Source organism: Calidithermus timidus DSM 17022, from assembly GCF_000373205.1.
In the GTDB taxonomy this organism is placed as follows: Bacteria; Deinococcota; Deinococci; order Deinococcales; family Thermaceae; genus Calidithermus; species Calidithermus timidus.
In genome coordinates this window covers 253,520-275,447 of sequence record NZ_KB890688.1, presented here as the reverse complement: position 1 = coordinate 275,447, position 21,928 = coordinate 253,520, and the positions used below count along the sequence as shown (strand labels likewise).

Below are 21,928 nucleotides of genomic sequence, written 5' to 3'. Positions count from 1 at the left end.
TATGGGTGACGTCGTAATCAAGGTGATCGGCCTGGGTGGCGCAGGCAACAACGCGGTCAACCGCATGATCGAGTCGGGGCTGACGGGAGTGGAGTTCATCGCCGCCAACACCGACGCCCAGGTGCTAGCGACCAGCTTGGCCGACATGCGCATCCAGCTGGGCGACAAGCTCACCCGTGGCCTGGGGGCCGGAGCCAACCCCGAAATTGGCGAGAAGGCCGCCGAGGAAACCCGCGACTTGATCGAGGAGCAGCTCGAGGGCGCCGACTTAGTCTTCGTCACCGCCGGTATGGGCGGCGGCACCGGCACCGGCAGCGCTCCGGTGGTGGCCGAGATCGCCAAGAAGCTGGGCTGCCTCACCGTGGCCGTGGTCAGCCGCCCCTTCTCCTGGGAAGGCCCCCGCCGGATGCGGGCTGCCGAGGATGGCATCCGTAAGCTACGCGAGCGCGTAGACGCGATGGTGGTGGTCTCCAATGACCGCCTGTTGCAGGCTTTGGACAAGAAGATCGGCATGAAGGACGCCTTCATGGTGGCCGACCGGGTGCTCTATCACGGGGTCAAGGGCATTACCGACGTGATCAACCTGCCCGGCATGATCAACCTCGACTTCGCCGACGTGCGAACCCTGCTGGAAAACGCCGGACAAGTGCTGATGGGCATCGGCGCGGGCCAGGGCGAGAACAAGGTAGCCGACGCGGTCAAGAGCGCGGTGCACTCCCCGCTGCTCGAGCGCTCCATCGAAGGGGCGCGCAAGCTGCTGGTCAACGTGGTGGGCTCGGAGGAGCTGGGCCTGGCCGAGGCCTCGGCGGTGGCCGAGCAGATCCGTGAGGCCACCGGGATGGAAGACGTGGACGTGCTCTACGGCCTGACCTACGACGAGCGCGCCAAGGACGAGATGCGCGTGATCCTCATCGCGGCAGGCTTCGGCGAAGGAGCGGTGATCGCCAAGCCCGCCGGCTCACGTCTGGTAGACTTCCCCGCCAACAACGTTGACCTCTCCAACATCGACATACCGGCCTTCATCCGCTACGGCGACGGGGACATGCCCAAGCGGGGCAATTGATGATTGATCATCGTAGGCAAAGCGCAAGGCGCCTAGTTCCCGGCCCTCGGCCCTAAACAATGATCGTTTTGGGCGTCGATCCTGGCATTACCAACATGGGCCTGGGGGTGGTGGAGCAGGTGGACGATTCCCTTCGGGACCGGGCAAGCTCGGTACACCCAGCGGACAAGCGGCAGCGCCTGCTATATGCCGGCGTGATCACCACCAAGCACTCCACCCCGGCCCCCGAGCGCATCGGCAAGATTTACCAGGCGGTGCTCGAGACCGTCCGCACCTACAAACCCCAGGCCATCGCGGTCGAGGAGCAGTTCTTCTACCGCCAGAACGAGCTGGCCTACAAGGTGGGCTGGGCCATGGGCGCTGTGCTGGTGGTGGCGGCCCAGCACGATTTGCCGGTTTACGGCTATGGCCCACCCAAGGTCAAGCAGGCCCTGGTGGGCTACGGCCACGCCGACAAGGACCAGGTGGCCTTCATGGTACGGGCGGTGCTGGGCCTGAAGGAAACCCCCAAGCCCAGCCACAAGGCCGACGCCATCGCCATCGCGCTCACGCACTGCTTTTTCGCCAGGCTGGGGCAACCGAGCCCGGTATAGGAAGACGTCCGACCCACGTCCCGCGTTCAGCACGCGGCCCTCCCCCATGACATTTGTCACCGCCCGGGGCTGACTTTGAGCAATACCCCTCCTCCTTCGGCCCTGCGAGACTGCGGCCTGGGAGGGACTCATGGTTCATAGCCTCACCGGTGTCGCCCACAAAACCCCGAGCCCGGCGGTGCTCGAGCGGGTCTCCAAGCACTATGGCAACGTGAAGGCCCTCGAGGACCTGAGCCTCGAGGTGGCACAGGGCGAAGTGCTGGCCCTTTTGGGCCCCAACGGAGCCGGCAAGACCACGGCGATCAGCCTGCTGGTGGGCTTGAGGAAGCCCACCAGCGGGAAGGCTTGGCTGTTCGGACTCGACCCACGAGACCCCAAAGCCAGGGTCAGCCTCGGGGTAACGCCGCAAGAAACCGGGCTGCCCAACGAGCTGCGCGTGGAGGAAGTCCTCGAGTTGGTACAGGCCTACTACCCTGACCCGATGCCCAGGAAAGAACTCCTCGAGCGCTTCGGGTTGGCTGGGCTCGAGCGGCGGCAGTGCGGCGGGCTCTCCAGTGGACAGAAGCGCCGCTTGGCGGTTGCGCTGGCCTTCGTCGGAAACCCCCGGCTGGTCATTCTCGACGAGCCCACGACCGGCCTCGACGTGGAAGCACGGCGCTCGCTGTGGGAAGGGGTGAAGCAGTATCAGGCCCAAGGGGGCACGGTTCTGCTCACGACCCACTACCTTGAGGAAGCCGAAGCCCTCGCCAGCCGCATCGCTGTGATCGACCGTGGTCGGATCATCGCCGAGGGAACGGTGACGCAGATTAAGGCTAGGGTGGGGCTGCGGCAGGTACGTTTCCGCGCCGCTGAGGTGCCCCCGCTGAAAGGGGTCAGCAAGCTCGAGCGCCAGGGCGACTTCTTCGTGCTCTATACCCCAGACTCAGATGCCGTCGTGCGCCAGTTGGTAGGGCAGAACGTGGCTTTGAGTGGGCTAGAAGTTCGACCGGTGAGCCTAGAGGAAGCGTTTATCGCCCTGACGGGCGAGCCCAGGCGCGAATCGAAAGGAGAAAGCGAAAGATGAAGCTCGTCCTCGCTCAGTACAAAGCCAGCGTGCTCAGCCTCGCGCGCAACAGCGGCTACTTCATCGGCAGCATCATCTTCCCAGCACTCTTCTTCCTGTTTTTCGCCCCCTTTGGCGTTCGGAACACCGCCGAAGCCAATTTCGTGATGGGTTCGTTCATGATCTTCGCGGCGATGGGAGCCCTGTTCTTCGGTTTCGCGGTGGGGATCGCCCAGGACCGGGCCTCGGCGTGGGCAGTGTACGAGCGAACACTGCCCGGCTCGCCGCTGAGTCGGCTGGTCTCGAGGGTCATGAACGGCTTTACCTTCGCCACTTGCGCTGTGGCGGTGATGGCTGTGGTAGCCCACCTCACCACGCCGGCCCACCTTCCGCCTCTGGCCTGGAGTCGCCTGGCGCTGGCCCTGGTAGCCGGCGCTATCCCAATCAGTCTCCTGGGCTTCGCCATCGGCTACTTCGCCTCGCCCAGGGGAGCAGGCACCCTGGCCCAGCTTCTCTACCTGCCGATGTCATTCGTAGGCGGGCTGTGGGTTCCGCCACAGCACCTGCCCGAGGTGGTGCAGAAGCTCTCGCCCTTCACCCCTACCCGCCACTGGGGTGAGGTGGTGTGGCCTGCCGTAACCGGTGGGGCTTGGCGAGCGCAAGACTTCCTCTGGCTAGGGGCTTTCACGCTCGTCTTCGGCTTACTGGCTCTGTGGGGTTACCACCGTGACGAGGGGCAGCGGTTCAGCTAAGCTCCAACTAAACTGGCCCTATGTCTGCTCCGCAATCCAAGCCTCCAACCTCTCGGCGGCGCAGGTGGTTCGATTACGCCTATTTGGTCTACCTGGCCAACCTGCTGTGGCAACCCACCTTCGACCCCCGGGGCTTCGGCTGGGTTAACGCAGCCGTCACGCTGGCCTCGGCAGCGGTCTGCCTCATCTTTTTCCTGTTCCCCCACCGCGACAACCGCTCTCGCCTGAGCGCCGCTACCACACTTGCCGCCATGGGGCTGATCGTGGCCCCCTTTAACTACGGGGCCAACGTCTACATCGTCTACGCCTCGGCCATCGCGGGCACCGTGTGGCCCTCGAGGCTGGCCTTGCGGACGATCTGGGGCTTGTTAGTGGCCTCGGCGCTTTACCTGGCGGTCCTCCTTGGACTGGGAACGCCCTGGCAAATAGGGCTGATCTACTGCTTTCTCACCGCGGTGCTCGTGCTGGGTGTGGGCCTAGGCAACATCAGCCAGACCGAGCGCGATCACCACCGCAGCCAGCTTGAAGCAGCCCTGGAGGAGAACCAGCGCCTGGCGGCCATCGCCGAGCGTGAGCGCATCGCCCGCGACCTGCACGACCTGCTGGGCCACACCCTCTCCCTCATCACCCTCAAGGCCGAGCTGGCCGCCAAGCTCGCCGAGCGCGACCCTCAGCGTGCTGCCCAGGAGATGCGGGAGGTAGAGCGCATCTCGCGCAAGGCCACCGCCCAGGTGCGCCAGGCCGTGCAGGGCTACAAGTCGCGGGGCCTGCAGGGCGAGCTAGCGAGCGCCCGCCTGGCCCTGGAAGCGGCCGGGGTCCGCTTCGAGTACTACGCCCAGGCCCTCGCCCTCTCCCCCACCCAGGAGACCGTGATCGGCATGGCGTTGCGCGAGGCGGTGACCAACGTGATCCGCCACTCGGGCGCCACCCGCTGCGCCATACGGCTCCTAAAGGAAGCAGACCGCGTCGTCCTCGAGGTCGAGGACGACGGCCGGGGCGGCGTGCTCGAGGAAGGCTCGGGCCTGCGCGGGATGCGCCAGCGGGCCGAGGCGCTGGGGGGAAGCCTAGAGTACAGCGGCGACGGCGGCACCCGGCTGCGCCTATGGCTGCCCACAACCGACCCCGAGCGTGCCCTCCCCCAGGCCCACCCCACGGCCCTTTACCCCAAGCCCGACACCCTATGATCCGCGTCGTCATCGCCGAAGACCAGGGGTTGGTGCTCGGAGCTCTGGCCGCGCTGCTCGAGCTGGAAGGCGACATCGAGGTCGTCGCTCAGGCCAAGGACGGCAAAACCGCGCTCGAAGAGGTCAAAACCCACCAACCCGACGTCCTGCTCACCGACATCGAGATGCCCCACATGACCGGGCTCGAGCTCGCCGCCGAGGTCAAGCGGCTGGGCCTCAAGACCCGCGTCGTCATCGTGACCACCTTCGGCCGCGCCGGGTACCTGCGGCGGGCGCTCGAGGCCGGGGCCAGCGGCTATCTCCTCAAGGACGCGCCCTCCTCCGAACTCGCCGAGGCGGTGCGCCGGGTGCACCTGGGCGGCCGGGCCATCGACCCCAACCTGGCCGCGCAGGCTTGGAGCGAGGAAGACCCCCTCACCGACCGCGAGCGCAAGGTGCTGCGCCTGGCCGGCGAAGGCCACACCAGCGCCGAGATCGCCGCCGAGCTGGGCCTCTCCGAGGGCACGGTGCGCAACTACCTCTCCGAGGCCATCAGCAAGCTGGGGGCGCAAAATCGCGTGGAGGCAGCCCGCATCGCCCGTGAGAAGGGTTGGCTTTAAACCCACGGAAAGAAGGTCGCCGAAAGCCGGATGATCGTCGCCACCATCAGCCACAAACCCGCCCAGGCCAGCACATACTTGTGCCACAGCCCGCTGAGTACCAGCAACCCGACGATGAGGTCGTTGAGCTTGATGAACTCCACCCAGGGGCGCAGGTCTGCGATCACACGCCCCATGAAGCTCGTGCGCAGCAGGTCCATGTAGGAGCTGGTGTCGTACCAGGCTCCGATGCTGTTGCTGATGAAGATCCCAGCCAGCCCCAGCCGCAACAGCCAGTGCAGCAGGCGGTCTGTATGGGCAGAGGACATGGCCTACAGCAGGTTGGCCCCAAAATCGGCCTCGTAGTCGCGCCAGACGCTGTGGATGTGGGTGGCGCCGTTGCGGGAGTTGTCGTGCTCGAGCAGGAAGGTGGGTCCTTGCAAGCGCCAGTAGTAGGGGCGGCGCACTTCCGTGCTCCCCGCCCAGCCGAAGCGCACCTTGTCCAAACCCGTACGGACGATGCGCTCGAATATCGGGCCAGCGACGGCAGCCGGCAGCGAGCCCAGATAGCTCTGGATGAGCTCGACTACCAAGCGCTCTTGGGCTGGGTTCAGTTCCGAGACCGGCAGCCCCACGGGCTCTAGAGGGCTCACCCTGACGTCGTTCCAGGTCACGTGGCGGTATAGCGTCTCGCGCTGGAAGATGGCGATGCCCTGGCGGCGGGCATCCAGCGAGCGCACCAGCTCACGGGCAGCGTCCTCTTCTCGGGCCATCACCCGCACGCCAGCGCGGGTCTGGGTGGGCCAGGTTCCGTGGAAGAAAGGCATCGTGGTCACCCGTTCGCCCGAAATCGTGTAGTGGCGCGATAGGTGGTGCCCTTCCCAGCGCCAGCCCCACGGATCGCGCCCACCCGGCGTGCCGAAGATCGAGACGTAAAACAGCTCGGGGTCCTGACCCAGCTCGCTCTGCAAAGCCATGATGTCCAGCGACTTCCTGTAACCCGCCTCCGAAACGCCACTGCGCAGCAGGGCCAGAGCAGCAGTGCGCTGGGCCGGGGTCATGTCCCTGAGGGCTATTCCGTTACGGGGAAAGCCACGGGGGGTAGTCCAGTGCCAGCGCAAGCGCTCGGCGCTATCGAAAGCAAAGGTGGCCTGGGAACGTTTATCGCCCAGGGCGCTGAGAAACTGCTTCGCCGCCTGGGCCATGCTCGCAGCCAGTGAGCCGCCCTGCTGGGCCCAGGCCCGCTGGCCCAGCAGCAAGGCCCCTGTGCCGATGGCTGAAGCCTCGAGAAACCTACGCCGGGTCCACCTGTTCACGAGTACCTCCTCGCAACCTTACGAGCTTTTGCGACGCAGGGGTCGTGGTTGGGTTGGGCTATTATGGTAACCGGTCTCGAGCCTGGCGCGTGGAGGCTAAGGCTCAATCCTCGACCGAAGGCGGCTCGTGAACCACCCCGCTCAGAGGCCCAAATCGCGCTCGAGCGCCTCGGTGCTGATCTCGGCCCCCAGGTCCTGCTCCGAAGCCTTGGTAGCCCAGGCCGGGTAGGGAAAGTTGAGCGACAGAGGTACCGGAAGCTCCGGCTGCTGCACGATCATGGTGCCCTGAGGCAAAATCACCGCGCGATCGCGGAAGGAAGCGGGCATGAAGCGGTACTCCGGGCGCTCGGCCTCGGCGGCGTCGAGGCGGCCCACCACCCGGATGGCCGCATTGCCCACCACCCGCCGCTCAACCTCGCTGGCGGTCTGCTGCGCCCCGATGAGGATGACGCCCAGTGAGCGCCCGCGCTCGGCGATGTCGAGCAGGATGTCTTTGATGGGGCTCTCGTCCTCGCGGGGAGCATACTTGTTGAGCTCGTCCAGTACGATGAACACCGCACCTGGCCGCCCGGCGCTCTTCTTCTCGAAGACCTCGCGCAAAATCGAGCCCACCACGAACATCTGAGCCTGAGCCGAGAGGGTGTTAATGCCCACCACCGAGACCTGCTCCTGGGCGGCGAGGGGGTCGGGTGGGTTGCCTTTCTTGTCGCCGCGGATGAGGAATTCAACGTTATGGACCGAGACCCGCAGTCGGCGCACGAAGGCCTCGAGCGTTCCCGTAGCCTGCCGCGCGGTCCAGTGGGAGTCACCCTTGGGCCGCTTCTCTTCCTCCTCGACCCCCTCGGGGCCCAGCAGCTTGAACTCGATGTAGCGCACCAGCTGGGCAAAACTCCTGATCGGAACCTTGTCGAGCTTGTCCCACTCGATGCCAGCTTCGATCATCCCGTCCTGGTCGGACCAGTCGCTCACGTAGAGCTGCGGCCCCCTCTGCCCCTCGGCCAGCTTGCGCAGGCGTTCGGTCACCTGGTCGATGAGGAAGCCCAGGTTGGTCATCAAGCCGCGGTCGGTGAAGAGGTAGGGCAACAGGCCTTCCCGGCAGAACTGCACCAGATCCCAGTAAAAGGGCAAAACCCCCGCTTTGCGGCTCTCCACGTCGGGAACGATGTCGCCGGGAGTGGGTTTGGGCGGGGCACGGAAGGTCACGCTGCGGAAGGGACCAGCAGGCAACCCCAAAGCGCGGTACATCTGGCGGTCTTCCTCCCGGAGGCCCTTGTTGGGCTTGTCCAAAAAGAACAAATCCTCGCCCTTGACGTTGAAGACCAGAGCCTTGGCGTTGTGGGAGTCCTGCATCACCCCACTCTCGAAGAGGGAGTAGAGCAAAAAGGTGGCGTAGCTGGTCTTGGTCGCCACGCCGCTGATCCCTGAGATGTTGACGTGGCCACCCTTGCGCCCGTTGAGGAACTCGAGGTTGAGGTAAGCCACCTCGCCGTTCTTGAGGATGCCCGCGGGAAGGCGGGTGCTGTGGCCCTCGCCGGTCATCTTGTCGTAGTACAGGGCCATCTCGAGGTGCTGCTCGCGGGCTACGTAGACCGGACAACCGGGGTCGGGGGGAAGGTACTCCTCGGGGTCGAGGCGGGTCACCTTGACGTGGGCGGCATAGGACAAGCTGATGGGTAATAGCTGACGGTTGGCCAGAAACACGTCGGTGTCGAATTGCGAACCCTCATAGAGCTTGAGCACCTGGTCCACCATACCGTAGTAGCGCACCTGGCCCTTTTGGGGGTCGGGGTGTTGAAACTCTACGTAGACCAGGTCGTCGAGGCGCAGGTACTGCCCCTCCTCGACGGCCACCCAGAAGTCCAAAGCCCCGGCTTCCCGGCTTCCTAGCACCATTCCACACGGTTTCATCGCGTCTCCTGACATGGCCCGGCATCCAGCGTATCACGCCTATGAAAACAGCCCCTGGATGATCCTGCGGCGCACCACCTCGGCCTGCCCCATGTAACGGCCTAGCCACAGCTCGAGCCCCCCCACGGGAATGAGGTTCTGCGGGGCGCGGGGGTCGCGGGAGGGCGAGGAGGCCAGGCCGCACAAAAGCCCCACCGAGAGGTCGGCGAGGTTGCGAAGCTGCTCCAGATCCCCTGCCGGGGTCTCTACCCGCAGCAGTGCGGCCCCGCTGTGGAAGGGGGCGGCGGGGTTGAGGGGCAGGCGTATGTACCAGGAGAAGAGCTCCAGGGGTCGGCGGGCATTTTGCGGGATACGGAAGATGGGGGTGCGCTGGGCAGGTGCCAGCCGGGAGAGGATGCCTTCTTCGGCGGGCGGCAAGTAGCGCTGCCACATGGTCTTGGCATAGCCGATGACGCCCTCGCGGGGCGTGAGCCCCGGCGCGACGAAGATGGGGCCATCCAGCACCACCAGCCCGCCCGGCAGTTCCTGGGCCAGACGGGCCTCGAGGGCGCGCATTTGCTCGTTGACCTTGCCCGCCAGCATGCGCAAGTCGTGTATCCCTTTCAAGGCCACCGGACGATAGCAGAAGGGGCCGATCTCCACCGGCTCGAACGCGTGACCCTCGGCATGGAGCAGCACCCGCTCGATCCGCGGTTCTCCCGCGGGGCGAATGCCCGCGTCATCCCGCACCAGCGCCCCGGCGGCCAGCGTGACCAACAACGCACGCTGCCCGTGCTCGTTGACCACCACCGCGTCGATGCGCTGGCGCCCATCTACGAAGTAGAGTACCCCCCACTCCTGGGCGGGGGGCTCGATGGGCTGCCAGGGGGGCTCGAGGTCGGTGGCGACCCCCTCCACACCGCCACCGTCGCTCAACTCCACCTGCGGCAGTGCATAATCGGGATTCCAGGCCTCCAGTCGCAAGCGCACGTCTTTAGACTAAAGGCAAAAGCCAAAAGCGTCGAGGGTAGCCCCACCCCAGCAGTGGGCCTTACCCCCAGGTCCTCTACTGCACCCTGGCCAGCGCTTCCTCAGCATCCTTGTAGCCAGGGCGAAGCTGGAGGGCGCGGGTATAAGCTTCCTTGGCCCCACCCTTGTTGCCCAGAGCCTCGTTGGCACGCCCAAGCCAGTAGAAGTACTCAGCGTTGCGAGGGTCCATAGCCACCGCTTTGGTCAAGTTCTCACGGGCCTTGGCCGCTTCGCCAAGCTCGAGGTAAGCCCGGCCCAACCCGGCATAGGCCTCGGGGTACTTGAACGGCGATTTAACCACCGCGTTCTGGAAGTTGGCCCCGGCATTCTTCCAGTCCTTAGCCGCCTGGTACGCCTGGCCCAGACGCACGTAGCCTTCTGCCTCGGCGGGGTTGAGAATGGTGGCCTGCTTGAGTTGCTCGATGGCGGCAGCAGTCTCGTTCTTAATCAGCAGGGCGATGCCGTAGTTCAGACGCAAGGTGAAGTCCTTGGGAAAGGCCTTGACCCCTTCGTCCAGCAATCCAAGCGCGTCGTCGAGCTTGCTCTGCTTGAGGTAGACGTTGGCCAGCAAGCCGATGACCTGGGGATCGCGCTCGAGCGCGAGCGAGCGGTTGAGGGCTTCAACCGCCCGGTCGAAGCTGCCCATCGCCGAATAGACCGCCCCACGCGTGGCGAAGATGGGAGCATACTTAGCGTTGACCCGCTCGGCATCGCGCAACACCATGAGCGCCTGTTCCAGCAGGCCCTTACTGGTCTCACGGCTATCGGAAAGGCGGTACTGATCGTAGTAAGCCTGTGCCAGGGCGACATAGGCCTGCACATAGGCAGCGTTATGGGAGATGGCCCTGCGCAGGTTCTCCACCGCAGCAGTGGTCAGGCCCAGCCGCAACTGGGTGCGAGCCAGCCAGTATAGAGCGTCGGGGTTGGTGGGGTTGGAGCGCACCGAGCGCTCGCATACCACCAGGGCATCCTGGTAGCGCGCAAGCCGAAAGAGCTGCACGCACAGGTTGAGCAACTCCTGGAATTGATTGTTCCCCTGGTTGGGCTGGGGATTCTGCGCCTGGGCCGCCACAGGCCCCGCGAAACTCCCTATCAACATCAGCATCGGCAACAACAAACGCATTCCAAAGCCTCCTCACAGGATGTATCGCGACAGGTCAGGGGACGCCAGCACACCCTGCAACCTGGCTTCTACGTACTCGCGGGTGATCTCTACCCGCCCTAAGTCACTCTGGAAAGAAACCTCTTCCAGAACCCGCTCGAGCACCGTCGAAAGCCTCCGCGCTCCAATATCCTCCAGGTCACGGTTAGCCTGATGAGCAAACTCGGCCACCGCTCGGATGGCCTCGGGGGTGAAAACCAGTTCGGTGCCATCGGCTTCCAGCAGGGCGGTGTATTGCCGCAACAAGGAGTTGGCGGGCTCACGCAGGATGCGCTCGAACTCGTCGGGGCCCAGGGGCTCGAGCTCGACCCGAATGGGAAAGCGCCCCTGCAGCTCGGGGATCAGGTCGCTAGGCTTGGAGACGTGAAAGGCCCCGGCGGCGATGAACAGCACGTGGTCGGTGGAAACCGGCCCCAAGCGGGTGGCGACCACGGTGCCCTCAACCACGGGCAGCAAGTCGCGCTGTACCCCCTCACCCGAGACGTCAGGTCCTCCGGAGGCCCCTTGTCTGCGGGCAATCTTGTCGATCTCGTCGAGAAAGACGATGCCGTCCTCCTGAGCCCGGCGCAAAGCCTCCTGGGTGGCTTCTTCCTTATCGACCAGGCGCTCGGCTTCTTGGTTGCGCAAGACCTCGAGCGCCTCCCGCACCTTCAAGCGGCGGCGCACCCTGCGCTGGGGCACGAGGTTCTTGAGCATCTCCCCCAGTCCCTGCATCTGCTCGCTGCCGAACATGCCCACGAAGGGCAGAGCGGCCTCCTCGCTGACCTCGATCTCCACGAACTGCTCGTCATAGCGGCCCGAGCGCAACTCGCTCGCCGAAACCCGCAGCAGCGAGGCCACGTTGTCCACCGCCAGGGTCTCGGCGCGTTCGGCCACGCGGGCCTTCATCTCCTGCATCACCAGCTGGTAGCTGGCCTCGGCCAGGTCGCGCACGATGGAGTCCACGTCGCGGCCCACGTAACCGACCTCGGTGAACTTGGTGGCCTCCACCTTGATGAAGGGGGCCCCGGCCAGCCGGGCCAGGCGACGGGCAATCTCGGTCTTGCCCACCCCGGTGGGGCCAATCATCAGGATGTTCTTGGGGGTGACTTCGCGGGCCATCTCCGGTGAGAGGCGCTTGCGGCGGCTGCGGTTGCGCAGGGCCACGGCCACCGCGCGCTTGGCTGCGGCCTGCCCCACGATGTACTTATCCAGCTCCCGCACGATCTCGGCGGGGGTAAGGTCGGATTTGTGAATGGTAACGCTCATGCTTCTCCGAGGCTGTAGACGGTAGGGTTGCCGCTGGTGTAGAGGTCGATCTCCCCAGCGATGCGGATGGCCTCCTGGGCAATCTCGGGCGCACTCAGACCGGAATAGCGCAGCAGGGCCTTGGCCGCCGAAAGGGCGTAAGCTCCTCCCGAACCCACCGCCAGCACCGGTTCATCGGGAGAAAGCACCTCGCCGTTGCCGGAGAGCAGCAGCAGGTTGTCGCGGTCGGCCACCACCAGCATGGCCTCGAGGTTTCTGAGCACCCGGTCGGTGCGCCACTGCTTGACGGTATCCACCGCGGCCCGCTGGAGGTTGCCTTTGGCCCCCTGGAGGGCCGCCTCGAATTTTTCCAGCAGCGTCAGGGCATCGGCTACCGCCCCGGCGAAGCCCACCAGAACCCCGCCGCCTACCTCGAGGCGGCGAACCTTCACGGCACCGGTCTTCATGATGGTCTGGCCCAGCGTCACCTGCCCGTCCCCGGCCAGCGCGGTCACGCCATCCTTGCGCACCGCGACGATGGTTGTGCCGTGCATTGAATCCATCAGGTGAAGCCTAGCCCTGGGCGATGAAATAGGAGTGAGAATGCCCGCAGGGGCTATCGACTCCTACCCGTACCCAGCTCCCGGAAGGCCTCGAGCGCTTCCTGGCCGCTCTTGAAGCGTTCGGCGGGATCCTTGGCGAGCATGGTGTAGATAAAGCCCAGCAGCGCTGGGGTCAGCTCGAGGCGCGTGTCCAGCGTGGGAATGGGGGGGGGAACCGCCTGCTTGAGATGGGCTTCCATCACCTCCTCGGTGGAGCCGAAGAAGGGAAGTTCGTTGGCAAGCGACCAGTACAGGAGAATCCCCGCGGCGTACACGTCGGAGGCAGGGCTGGTGATCTGGCCCAGGAACAGCTCGGGGGCCATGTAGGCCGGGGTGCCTACCAGAAACTGCCTGGGCAGGCGTTCGCCCACGGGGCCGGCCAGGTCGAAGTCCACCAGGCGGGCCTGCCCAGTGCCGTCTACCACGAGGTTTTCCGGCTTGATGTCGCGGTGGACATAGCCCTGCTGGTGCATGTGGGCCAGGCCCTCGAGCAGCTGCTCGAAGACCCGCAGGACCAGGTCGGGGCGGCGCGAGCGCCAGTCGTTGAAGCGCTCGCCAGGGGCATAGGCGATGAGCACTGCCGGGCCACCCTCCTTGCCCGCGGACTGCTCCTCGAGGTCTAAGCGCTGGTAAACGGGGTTGATGTGCGGGTGCTGCAACACACCACCGATCTTCCACTCACGGTCGGCGCGGGTTTCAAAGCCCTTGGGAAAGACTTTGAGTGCGTAGGGAGTGCCGTGTAGGTCGAAGGCCAGATAAACCGTGGCCACCGCCCCCCTGGCTATGGGACGAATCACCCGGTAACGGCCCAACAGCGTTGCCCCTGGTAACCCCACGATCACAACTATACGGGTTTGTCCCAGGCTTTTGGACCGCAAATGGCCGGGTTATAGAATGGCTTTATGCAAGGACTAGTGCTTTCAGGCGGGGGGGCGCGGGGACTGGCGCACATCGGGGTGCTCGAGGTGCTCCAGCAGCGGGGCTTCGAGGCAGAGGCGCTGGCGGGGACCAGCATGGGCGCCATCGTTGGAGCGCTATGGGCCAGCGGCAAAAGGGCGGAGGAAATCCTCGAGATCGCCCGCAAAGCCCCGTGGCTTTCGCTCTTTGACTTCGGCGTGAGCCTGCGCCTGATCAACCCCAACAAGCTCGAGCGCTACCTCGCCCAGTTCCTGCCCGAGCGCTTCGAGGAACTGCCGCGCAAGCTGGTGATAGTGGCCACCGACTTACCCAGGGGCCAGGCAGTCTACCTCCACCAGGGGCACTTGCCCAGCGCGGTGGTGGCCTCGGCGGCCATTCCGGGCGTGATCGGGCCGGTGGTGCGCGAGGAGCAGATGCTGGTAGACGGCGGTGTACTGGACAACCTCCCCATCGTCGCAGCTCGCTTTTTGGGAGCCGAGAAGGTGCTGGCAGTGGACGTCACCCCCGACGCAGCCCTACCTCCCGACGACCGCAGCCTGCGCAACACCCTGGGCCAAGTGCGCCATACCGTTCGTATCATGCAGCAGCGACTCACCCAGCTCACCCTGGCCATGCACCCCCCCGACCTCTACATCAAGCCCAAGCTCGATCACATCGGTATCGAGCACTTTGAGCGCCTCGAGGAAATCGTGGAGGCCGGGCGCAGGGCGGCGCTCGAGGCGCTGGGGGAGGCGGGGGGCGTGGTATCTACCTGATTTCATCTGGCTTCATGCAAACGTGTATGCTGTTGGGGTTGTGGTTTTGGATGAGGCAAACATGCGAAGCTTCTGGCACTATCTCTTCCGCGAGTGGTTTCGCCAAGTAGGCGAAGCGCTCCTGCTAGCCTTCCTGGTAACCACTTTCCTCTTCACCACGGTGGGCGTGGTGGGCTCCTCCATGAACCCCACCCTGCTCAACGGCGAGCGGGTCTTCGTGCCCAAGTACGAGACCTGGCTGGTGCGCTTCGGTCTAAGCCAGTGGCGACGGGGCGAAGTCGCCATCGTCAAGCCCCCCGAGGGCACCCCCAATGCCTACGCCCGCTTCCCTGTGCTGGGCTTCCCCTTCCGGGCCTTCTTCATCAAGCGCATCGTGGCCGTGCCGGGCGACACGGTGAGCTACCGCGAGGGGCAGCTTTACATCAACGGGCAGCCGGTGAGCGAACGCCACATCACCGACTTCCTCGAGTTCGACCCCAAGAGCCCGCTCTACACCAGCGACTACAACTACCCCAGGGTATGCCTGAAGGACGGGCAGATCACCAGCATCTCCACCCAGTCGCGTTACCAGGTTTCCCCCGCCGACATCGAGAGCGACCCCGACTACGCCTACCTGAAAAACACCCTGCGGATGCTGGTACCCCCTGGCGAGGAGGAAAAGGCCCGCAGCCGGGGTCAGGAATACTGCTACACCGGAGCGTTGAAGCTCGAGCCTGGCTACTACTTCGTCATGGGCGACAACCGCACCCCCGGCGGCTCGGAGGACGGGCGCACTTTCGGCCCCATCCCCGCCAGCGCCATCGCGGGGCGGGCCAGCTTCGTGTGGTGGCCCCCGGTGATCCAAGGCAAGCTGCGCTGGCGCAGCCTGCCCATCCCCGAGGGCTTCCGGGACATTCGTTAGGCTGGCGTACTCGGAGCGGTTTCCACAAATACCCGGCACGGCAAAACCTGCCGTACCGGGTACATTCGCACCACGCGCGGTGCAGCGTCAATGTGGGAAGCGCGATCAGCGTTGCTCGAGCGGCACGTAAGGCAGGTCGAGCTGGCCGACGTAGGCGGCGTCGGGGCGCAGGAGGCGGTTGTCGAGGCGGGTGTACTCGAGGATGTGCCCAGTCCAGCCGGAGATGCGGGCCACGGCGAAGATGGGGGTGAAGTACTCCAGGTCGTAGCCCAGGTCCTTGTAGACCACGCCGGAGTAGAAGTCGACGTTGGGATAGATGCCCTTGGGGTTGTAGATGGCCCCCGCCTGGCGCTCGACCTCCTTGAGGATGGCGTACTCCCTGGAGTGGCCTTGCTTCTCGGCCACGATGCTGGCGTACTTCTCCAGCACTCCCGCGCGCGGGTCGTAGGCCTTGTAGACCCGGTGGCCCATGCCCATCACCCGGCCCTTGCTCGCGACGAGGTGCTGGAGCCAGGGCCCCACGTTCTCCACGCTGCCGATCTCGCCGATCATCTTCATCACCGCTTCGTTGGCCCCGCCGTGACGCGGACCCTTGAGGCTGGAAACCCCGGCGGTGATGGCCGAGTAGATGTCGGTTTGGGTGGAGTAAGCGGCGATGGCGGTGAAGGTGGAGGCATTGAAGCCGTGCTCAGCCTGGAGGATGAGGGCTACATCCATCAGCTTGGTCTCCTCGGCGGTGGGCTCCTTGCCGTTGCTCATGTAGAGGAAGTTGGCCGCATGGGAGAGGTCGGCTCGAGGGGCGATGGGGTCGAGGCCCTCGCGCAGGCGCTTGTTGGCCGCGACGATGGTGGCGAACTTGGCGATGAGCGAGAGGCTCTTCTCGTACAGCGCCTCGGGGCTGACGTTGTCCTCGGCAGGGTCGAGCATCCCCAGCTCGCTCACCGCCGTGCGTAGCGCCGACATGGGGTGAGCGTCTTTGGGGTAGCGCCGCATGGACTCCAGCAGCGCAGACGGCAAGGCGCGCAGTGAGGTGAGCTTCTGACTGAAGGCCTGTAGCTCTTGTCGGCTGGGTAGGTGCCCGTGCAGCAGTAGGAAGGAAACTTCCTCGAAGGTGGAGTGCTCCGCCAGGTCTTGGATCTTGTAACCGCCGTAGTAAAGGCGTCCTGCCTGGCCGTCAATGAAGCACATCGCGCTCTCGGTGAACAGAACGCCCTCGAGGCCTCGGGCAATGGTTTGGGTGCTCATGGTTCCTCCGTTTTGTTCCGGCTAGGTACCGGATGTTCCCCGCGGTCCCCCGTGCGGGGCCAACGGCGTCAAAGGCCGCTCTAGCCGTGGCATTCTAACACTACGGCGCTTTAACCTTTGCAGTATAGCTCTAGGTCACTCAGTGTAGATACACCGTTTACACCACAAGCGCCGCAGTCCTCCCGCCGCCGCAGACCAAGGGTGCGAAACTCGCTGTAAAGCCCGTCGTAGAGGAGCAACTTGCCCGATAGGGGTTCGCCGATCTCGAGCAGCAGCTTGAGCGCTTCGGTGGCCATGAGGCTGCCCACCACTCCGGGCAACACCCCAAAGACCCCGGCTTCAGCGCAGTTGGGCACGTGCTGGGGTGGCTCGGGGAAAAGGCAGCGGTAGCACGGCCCCCCGGCGTGGTTGAACACCGAGACCTGCCCCTCGAACTGGTGAATCGCGCCGTAGACCAGCGGCTTGCCCAGCAGCACACAGGCGTCGTTGATGAGGTAGCGGGTGGGGAAGTTGTCGGTGGCGTCGATCACCAGGTCGTAAGGGCGCAGGATCTTTAGGGCGTTCTCCGCGCTCAGGCGGGTCGGGTAGACGTCCACGGTAACGTGGGGATTGAGAGCCAGCAGGCGCTTTTGGGCGGCCTCGGCCTTCGCTTGGCCCACCTCGTCGCTGGCGAAGAGCACCTGGCGCTGGAGGTTGGAGAGATCTACCGTATCCATCTCCACGATACCCAGCCGCCCCACTCCGGCCGCCGCTAGGTAGAGCAGTACGGGCGAGCCCAGCCCACCCGCCCCTACCACCAGCACCGAGCTGTGCTTGAGCCGGGCCTGGCCTACCCCACCCACGCCGGGCAGCACGATGTGCCGGGCATAGCGATCGAGTTCTTCACGGCTCCACATGTAGCTTCACTTCCTCGCCCTCAGGGAGTTTATACGCCCGCACCTCGCCCGACTCTAGGGCAAAGATCACGTACGGCACCCGCCAATAAGCCTGCGTTCGGTCGCTGGAGCTGGGACTGGCCGGCCCCTGGGGGTGCGAGTGGTAGATCGCCAGCAGTTCGAGTCCCTCGCGCTCGAGGCCCCGGATCCCCCTAAGCAGCGCGCCGGGATCGGCGGTGTAGGCCACCTGTGGCGTTTCGTGAACGTTGGGGAGGGGCAGAACCCGCTCTACCCGTCCCCCCCGGCCCGCCCACAGCCCCACGCCCTCCCTGGGCAACTCGGATCGCAGGTGTTGCAGGGTACGCTCTAGCTCAGCCTGGCCCACGCGCAGCACGTACAGCAGCTTACCCCCTCTCCATCTGTCCCGTGGGCAAGTTGAGCACCTCGCAAAGGTAGCTCACCAGCTTGTTGGTTTTACCCAAATACTCGAGCACCAGCCCTAAGAAGCCGCTCGAGCACACCTCCTCGTCGCTGAGGGGAAACCAGGTGACGAAGCTCTTGAGCTTGAGGTCTTCGATCAGCGGGTGAGCGGGGTCGAAGCCCTTGGGCGGGCGCTTGAGCTTGTCTTCCTCCAAGAGGGGCACGGCCCGCTTGGCCTCGAGCCAGCGGAAGTCCTGCCGGGCGATGGCTGCGCGCACGCGGGCCAGGTTTTCGGGGTCGGGCTGCCACAGCCCCCCACCCACACCCGACTCACCGGGCTCGAGGTGCAAGTAAAACCCCGGCGCGTGCACGTCACCCGAAGTCAGGAGGTGGCGAAACTGGGCTGCGGCGTGGGTCTTGTAGGGGCTCTTGTCGGCGGAGAAGCGGGTGTCGCGGTGGATGCGGAAGAGGCTGCGCTCATTGGCGGTGTAGGCGGGGTTGAGGGCCTCGAGGTGCGGGGCGAGGTCGGCGATGAAGCGCAGGAACGGCCCCCTGACGTATTGCTCGTACCGCAACTTGTTGGCCTGGAACCAGGCCCGGTCGTTGTTGTAGCGCAGCTCGAGCAGGAAGCTGAATAGCTCAGGGGTGAAATAGGGGGTGTCGCGCGTATTTGCGGAACGAGCCAGGGCATTTCTTGTCATGGCGTAATGCTACCGCGATGGGCCGCTAGCAGATCGCAAGCGGGGACACAGGGAGGGCCACTGGTTCGCCCCTACCTCGAACGCTTGCTGTCTTGCGTGTAAGACCCATCCCGGCGTTCGACGTTCGGCCCACAAAGCGTATACTCTCTTCTAACAAAGGAGGCCAGGATGATCCGGACCGTAGCCCTCGTAGGGCACAGCGGCAGCGGTAAAACCACCCTCGGCGAGGCATTGCTGGTGGCGACGGGGGCCAAGGACCGCATGGGCCGTGTGGAGGACGGCACTACCACCAGCGATTACACCCCGGAGGAGAAGAACCACCGCCTTTCGGTGCGCACCGGGGTACTGCCACTGCAGTACAAAGAGCACAGGATCTACCTCCTCGACGCGCCCGGCTATGCCGATTTCGTGGGCGAGATTCGCGGGGCGCTCGAGGCCGCCGATGCGGCGGTGGTGGCGGTCTCCGCCGAAAGCGGGGTGCAGATCGGCACCGAAAGAGCCTGGACGGTGGCCGAGCGGCTCGGGCTCGCGCGGATGCTGGTCGTCACCAAACTGGAAAAAGGTGGCGATTTTTTTGCGCTGCTAGAGGACTTGCGCTCGACACTGGGCCACATCGTCCCAGCCCACCTGCCGCTGTACGAGAACGGCCAGTGGGTAGGCATTGTGGACGTGCTGCACAACCGCGCCCTGCGCTACAGCAGCGGCAAGGCCACACCCATGGAAGTGCCCCAGGACATGCGGGCCCAGGTCGAGAAGTACCTGGGCGAGGCCCGCGAGGCCATCATCGAAACCGACGAGGGGCTCTTAGAGAAGTACCTCGAGGGCGGCGAGATCGAGGAGGCGGCGCTCTCCAAGGCTTTTCACGAGGCCGTGCGCCGGGGGCTGGTGTATCCCGTGGCCATCGGTTCTTCGGGAGCGATGATCGGCCTGGATCTGCTGCTGGAGCTGTTTCTCGAGGCTCTGCCCTCCCCTACCGAGCGCTTCGGCGAAGGCAGCCCGCTGGCCAAGGTGTTCAAAGTGCAGGTAGACCCCTTCATCGGGCACGTGGCCTTCGTGCGGCTGTACCGGGGTACGCTCCAGCCTGGCGACAGCCTGCAATCGGAAGCAGGGATTGTGCGCTTGCAGCACCTCAACACCATCCGGGGCAAGGATCTCCTCGAACTCGAGGTCGCCGAGGCCGGGACCATCCTGGCTTTGCCCAAGGCCGAGAACCTGCACCGTGGCATGCTCTTGTGGAGCGGCACCAAGCCCGAGTCGGACGAGGTACCCTTCGCCCGCCTGCCCGACCCCAACGTGATGGTGGCGGTGGTACTGGAGAACAAGGGCGACGAGGCCAAGCTGGGCGAGGCCATGCGCAAACTGCTGGAGGAGGACCCCAGCCTCAAGTTCGAGCGCCAGCCCGACACCGGCGACATGCTCTTGTGGGGGCACGGCGAGCTGCACCTCGAGACCGCGCGCGAGCGCCTGGGTGACTACGGGGTCAAGGTGCAGTACCGCCTGCCCAAAATCCCCTACCGTGAGACCATCCGCAAGGTGGCCGAGGGTCAGGGCAAGCACAAGAAGCAGACCGGCGGACACGGCCAGTACGGCGACGTGTGGCTGCGGCTGGAACCTGCTCCGGAGTACCAGTTCGAGTGGCGCATCACCGGCGGGGTGATCCCCACGAAGTACATGGAATCGGTGGAGATGGGCATCCAGGAAGCAGCCAAGCAGGGCACGCTGGCCGGTTTCCCAGTGATCGGCTTCAAGGCCATCGTCTACCACGGCTCTTACCACGACGTAGACTCCTCGGACATGGCTTTCCAGATCGCAGCCTCGCTGGCCTTCAAGAACGTGATGGCCCAGGCCAGCCCGGTGCTGCTAGAGCCGGTCTACAACCTCAAGGTCTTCGTTACCCAAGACCGCGTGGGCGACATCATCTCCGATCTGCAAGGCCGCAGGGGCCGGGTGCTGGGCATGGACCAAGACGGAGCGCTGGCGGTGGTACAGGCCGAAGTGCCTCTGGCTGAGCTCCTGGAGTACAGCCGCGTCCTCTCCGGCCTGACCCAGGGCACCGGGGCCTACAGCCTGGAGTTCTCCCACTACGCCGAAGTGCCTCCCCATCTTGCTCAGAAGGTGGTGAGCCAGCGGCAGGCTGAGGCGTGAGGGGTGGGGGCTTGGCGGTCAAGCATTCGGTATACGGCCTCGAGGGCGTATATCCACACCCCTTTTTCCCCGCGGCGGGCTAGAATCGGCACATGAAAAGCCTGATCCGATGGATTTCCTGGGCATTGCTCCTGCTCAGCCCTGCGCTGGGGCAAAACTTGGTTTCGCTGGCCCCTGCGGGGGCCATTGCCGGGTTCTATCTGGGGGAGCTGGGCAACAGCCCCTATCTCAAAGGCATCGGCGAGGACTGGAGGCAGAGCGGACTCGAGGCCTGGGTCCGTCGCAACCTCGAGAAGGAGCTGGGTCAAAGCAGCGACCTGCTGGGCCTGGCTCAGGGAGGAGCCTTCGCCGCCCTTTACCCCGACGGGGGCTTTTTCTTCATCTCCAAGCCCAGCGCTCGGGCGATGCAGGCGATCCGGGCCGAGATCAAAAAAGCCAAGCCCGAGAATGGCTGGCTGGTCGAGCGCAGTGCAGACATGGCCAGCGGCGTGAGCCGGGAGCTGGTCTTCATCGCCACCCCCAAGCAGGCCAAGCTCTTCCTGGGCAACCAGCGCGGCCTGCGGGCTCCGATTTCGGGCGACCTGTTCTTCTGGGCTGAGCCGCCTAAGAACCTCGACCTCGAGCTTGGCCTGCCACCCCGCCTCGGGCTTACCCTGGCCTCACTCAAGCGCATCGGCGTGGGCCTGAAGCTCACCGCCGGGGGTTACACCACCGAGGCCCGCCTCGAGGTCGACCGCAACACCGACCCCGCTTTCGGCAATCTGCTCCTTCCCCGCGAAAGGCCCTGGGAGCTGGGCGAGTTCCCGGCGGGCTACTCGGGTGGGGTGGGCGTGCTGGACCTCCCCGCCGCAGGCCGCTACCTCAGCAGCTTGCTCTCCGACTTCGAAGCGAAGCTTGGCTTCGACCTGCGGGCCTTCGGCACCCGCTACGCCCTAATCACCGTGCCCGGCCCGCGCAGCAGCGGGGTGGGCAACCTCGAGGCCCCCCTGGGTCACCAACTCATCTACCTCGAGGTGAAGGACGCCGCCACCGCCGAGGCCAACTTCTTAGCCGCCGTGCAAAGCCTCGCGGCCTTTGCCACCCCCGAGGGGCAGGGGGGATTCAAGGTGGCCGGACTGGAGGGCAATTTCAAGGGGCTCGAGGTGGGGCTGTTGGGCAAGCTCTACTACCGCCTCGACGCCGACAAGCTGGTCATCGCCACCAGCAAGGCCGCCCTCGAGGCCGCCACCGGCAAGCTCTGGAAGGAACACCCCGCATACCAGCGTTTCCGCGTCACCGTACCGCGGAACGCCGTAGCCTACAGCTTTGGTGATCAAAAGGGCCCCGCCCTGGACTCGCTCGCCACCCTGCGTCAGAGCATCCCCCAGACCATCGGCAGCGACGACAAAGAGAGCAAAGAACTCACCGACAGGCTCATGAACTTCCTCGAGCGCCTCTATGGGCGCCTGGGCAACAGCATCTCCTACTCGGTAGTCGAAGGCAACGCCCTGGTGAGCCGGAGCTTCGGCGAGGTGCGGTGGAGGTGAGGGGCGG

The 21,928-nt window shown here is 65.2% G+C and carries 22 protein-coding genes; 10 read left to right on the top strand and 12 right to left on the bottom strand.

Going from position 1 to position 21,928, the window contains the following annotated elements; genetic code table 11:
• Position 1 precedes the first annotated feature (1 nt).
• The 6 genes from ftsZ to B047_RS0104500 all read left to right on the top strand — a co-directional run bounded on the left by ftsZ (position 2) and on the right by B047_RS0104500 (position 5,233).
• Positions 2 to 1,063, top strand: coding sequence for a cell division protein FtsZ (ftsZ, locus tag B047_RS0104525; protein ID WP_018465770.1), 1,062 nt, complete (start codon positions 2 to 4; stop codon positions 1,061 to 1,063).
• Between the two features lie 59 nt (positions 1,064 to 1,122).
• Positions 1,123 to 1,656 carry a crossover junction endodeoxyribonuclease RuvC gene (gene ruvC, locus B047_RS0104520; RefSeq protein WP_018465769.1) on the top strand — a complete coding sequence of 178 codons (534 nt, stop codon included), beginning with the start codon at positions 1,123 to 1,125 and terminating at the stop codon, positions 1,654 to 1,656.
• A 130-nt stretch (positions 1,657 to 1,786) separates the two neighbouring features.
• Positions 1,787 to 2,719 carry an ABC transporter ATP-binding protein gene (locus B047_RS0104515; protein ID WP_018465768.1) on the top strand — a complete coding sequence of 311 codons (933 nt, stop codon included), beginning with the start codon at positions 1,787 to 1,789 and terminating at the stop codon, positions 2,717 to 2,719.
• A complete protein-coding gene (locus B047_RS0104510; protein WP_018465767.1) occupies positions 2,716 to 3,450 on the top strand; it encodes an ABC transporter permease in 735 nt (244 codons plus the stop codon). The genes B047_RS0104515 and B047_RS0104510 overlap by 4 nt, the downstream gene beginning before the upstream one ends.
• Positions 3,451 to 3,470: 20 nt before the next feature.
• A complete protein-coding gene (locus B047_RS0104505; RefSeq protein ID WP_018465766.1) occupies positions 3,471 to 4,634 on the top strand; it encodes a sensor histidine kinase in 1,164 nt (387 codons plus the stop codon).
• Complete coding sequence (locus B047_RS0104500) at positions 4,631 to 5,233, top strand: response regulator transcription factor (protein ID WP_018465765.1); 603 nt, start codon at positions 4,631 to 4,633, stop codon at positions 5,231 to 5,233. The genes B047_RS0104505 and B047_RS0104500 overlap by 4 nt, the downstream gene beginning before the upstream one ends.
• Here the strand turns inward: B047_RS0104500 and B047_RS0104495 are convergent.
• From B047_RS0104495 to B047_RS0104460, 8 genes are all read right to left on the bottom strand, one after another.
• Entirely contained in the window at positions 5,230 to 5,541 is a 312-nt protein-coding gene (locus B047_RS0104495) for a hypothetical protein (protein ID WP_018465764.1), read from the bottom strand. The two genes, B047_RS0104500 and B047_RS0104495, sit on opposite strands and share 4 nt — an antisense overlap.
• Positions 5,542 to 5,544: 3 nt before the next feature.
• Complete coding sequence (locus B047_RS0104490; protein WP_084784928.1) at positions 5,545 to 6,528, bottom strand: DUF3500 domain-containing protein; 984 nt, start codon at positions 6,526 to 6,528, stop codon at positions 5,545 to 5,547.
• A 141-nt stretch (positions 6,529 to 6,669) separates the two neighbouring features.
• Positions 6,670 to 8,436, bottom strand: a complete 1,767-nt coding sequence (locus B047_RS0104485) for an ATP-binding protein (RefSeq protein WP_026234583.1) — start codon at positions 8,434 to 8,436, stop codon at positions 6,670 to 6,672.
• A gap of 39 nt (positions 8,437 to 8,475) precedes the next feature.
• Positions 8,476 to 9,405, bottom strand: coding sequence for a DNA double-strand break repair nuclease NurA (locus B047_RS0104480; protein ID WP_018465761.1), 930 nt, complete (start codon positions 9,403 to 9,405; stop codon positions 8,476 to 8,478).
• 76 nt (positions 9,406 to 9,481) lie between these two features.
• Entirely contained in the window at positions 9,482 to 10,567 is a 1,086-nt protein-coding gene (locus B047_RS0104475; protein ID WP_157205806.1) for a tetratricopeptide repeat protein, read from the bottom strand.
• Between the two features lie 12 nt (positions 10,568 to 10,579).
• Positions 10,580 to 11,854 (bottom strand): ATP-dependent protease ATPase subunit HslU, encoded by a 1,275-nt coding sequence (locus B047_RS0104470; protein WP_018465759.1) that lies wholly within the window; start codon positions 11,852 to 11,854, stop codon positions 10,580 to 10,582.
• Entirely contained in the window at positions 11,851 to 12,396 is a 546-nt protein-coding gene (hslV, locus tag B047_RS0104465; protein WP_026234581.1) for an ATP-dependent protease subunit HslV, read from the bottom strand. The genes B047_RS0104470 and hslV overlap by 4 nt, the downstream gene beginning before the upstream one ends.
• 53 nt (positions 12,397 to 12,449) lie before the next feature.
• Positions 12,450 to 13,271, bottom strand: coding sequence for a serine/threonine-protein kinase (locus B047_RS0104460; protein WP_026234580.1), 822 nt, complete (start codon positions 13,269 to 13,271; stop codon positions 12,450 to 12,452).
• Between the two features lie 66 nt (positions 13,272 to 13,337).
• On the opposite strand from B047_RS0104460, the gene B047_RS0104455 reads away from it, so the two are divergent.
• Both B047_RS0104455 and lepB read left to right on the top strand, forming a co-directional pair.
• Entirely contained in the window at positions 13,338 to 14,108 is a 771-nt protein-coding gene (locus B047_RS0104455; RefSeq protein WP_018465756.1) for a patatin-like phospholipase family protein, read from the top strand.
• Positions 14,109 to 14,169: 61 nt separating this feature from the next.
• Positions 14,170 to 15,009, top strand: coding sequence for a signal peptidase I (lepB, locus tag B047_RS0104450; RefSeq protein WP_018465755.1), 840 nt, complete (start codon positions 14,170 to 14,172; stop codon positions 15,007 to 15,009).
• Between the two features lie 105 nt (positions 15,010 to 15,114).
• Here lepB and B047_RS0104445 read toward each other — a convergent pair whose 3' ends face one another.
• The 4 genes from B047_RS0104445 to B047_RS0104430 all read right to left on the bottom strand — a co-directional run bounded on the left by B047_RS0104445 (position 15,115) and on the right by B047_RS0104430 (position 18,250).
• Entirely contained in the window at positions 15,115 to 16,254 is a 1,140-nt protein-coding gene (locus B047_RS0104445; protein ID WP_018465754.1) for a citrate synthase/methylcitrate synthase, read from the bottom strand.
• Between the two features lie 110 nt (positions 16,255 to 16,364).
• Complete coding sequence (locus tag B047_RS0104440; RefSeq protein ID WP_018465753.1) at positions 16,365 to 17,150, bottom strand: HesA/MoeB/ThiF family protein; 786 nt, start codon at positions 17,148 to 17,150, stop codon at positions 16,365 to 16,367.
• Positions 17,137 to 17,523: a M67 family metallopeptidase gene (locus B047_RS0104435; RefSeq protein WP_018465752.1), complete on the bottom strand. Its 387-nt coding sequence runs from the start codon at positions 17,521 to 17,523 to the stop codon at positions 17,137 to 17,139. Before B047_RS0104435 ends, B047_RS0104440 begins: the two co-directional genes overlap by 14 nt.
• A gap of 10 nt (positions 17,524 to 17,533) precedes the next feature.
• Entirely contained in the window at positions 17,534 to 18,250 is a 717-nt protein-coding gene (locus B047_RS0104430; RefSeq protein ID WP_018465751.1) for a DUF2461 domain-containing protein, read from the bottom strand.
• Positions 18,251 to 18,418: 168 nt separating this feature from the next.
• Here B047_RS0104430 and B047_RS0104425 point away from each other — a divergent pair, with 168 nt between their 5' ends.
• Both B047_RS0104425 and B047_RS0104420 read left to right on the top strand, forming a co-directional pair.
• The gene (locus tag B047_RS0104425; protein ID WP_018465750.1) at positions 18,419 to 20,395 is read left to right on the top strand and encodes an elongation factor G; all 1,977 of its coding nucleotides are present in this window, start codon (positions 18,419 to 18,421) and stop codon (positions 20,393 to 20,395) included.
• A 92-nt stretch (positions 20,396 to 20,487) separates the two neighbouring features.
• Positions 20,488 to 21,921 (top strand): hypothetical protein, encoded by a 1,434-nt coding sequence (locus B047_RS0104420; RefSeq protein ID WP_018465749.1) that lies wholly within the window; start codon positions 20,488 to 20,490, stop codon positions 21,919 to 21,921.
• The last annotated feature ends 7 nt before the right edge of the window (positions 21,922 to 21,928 follow it).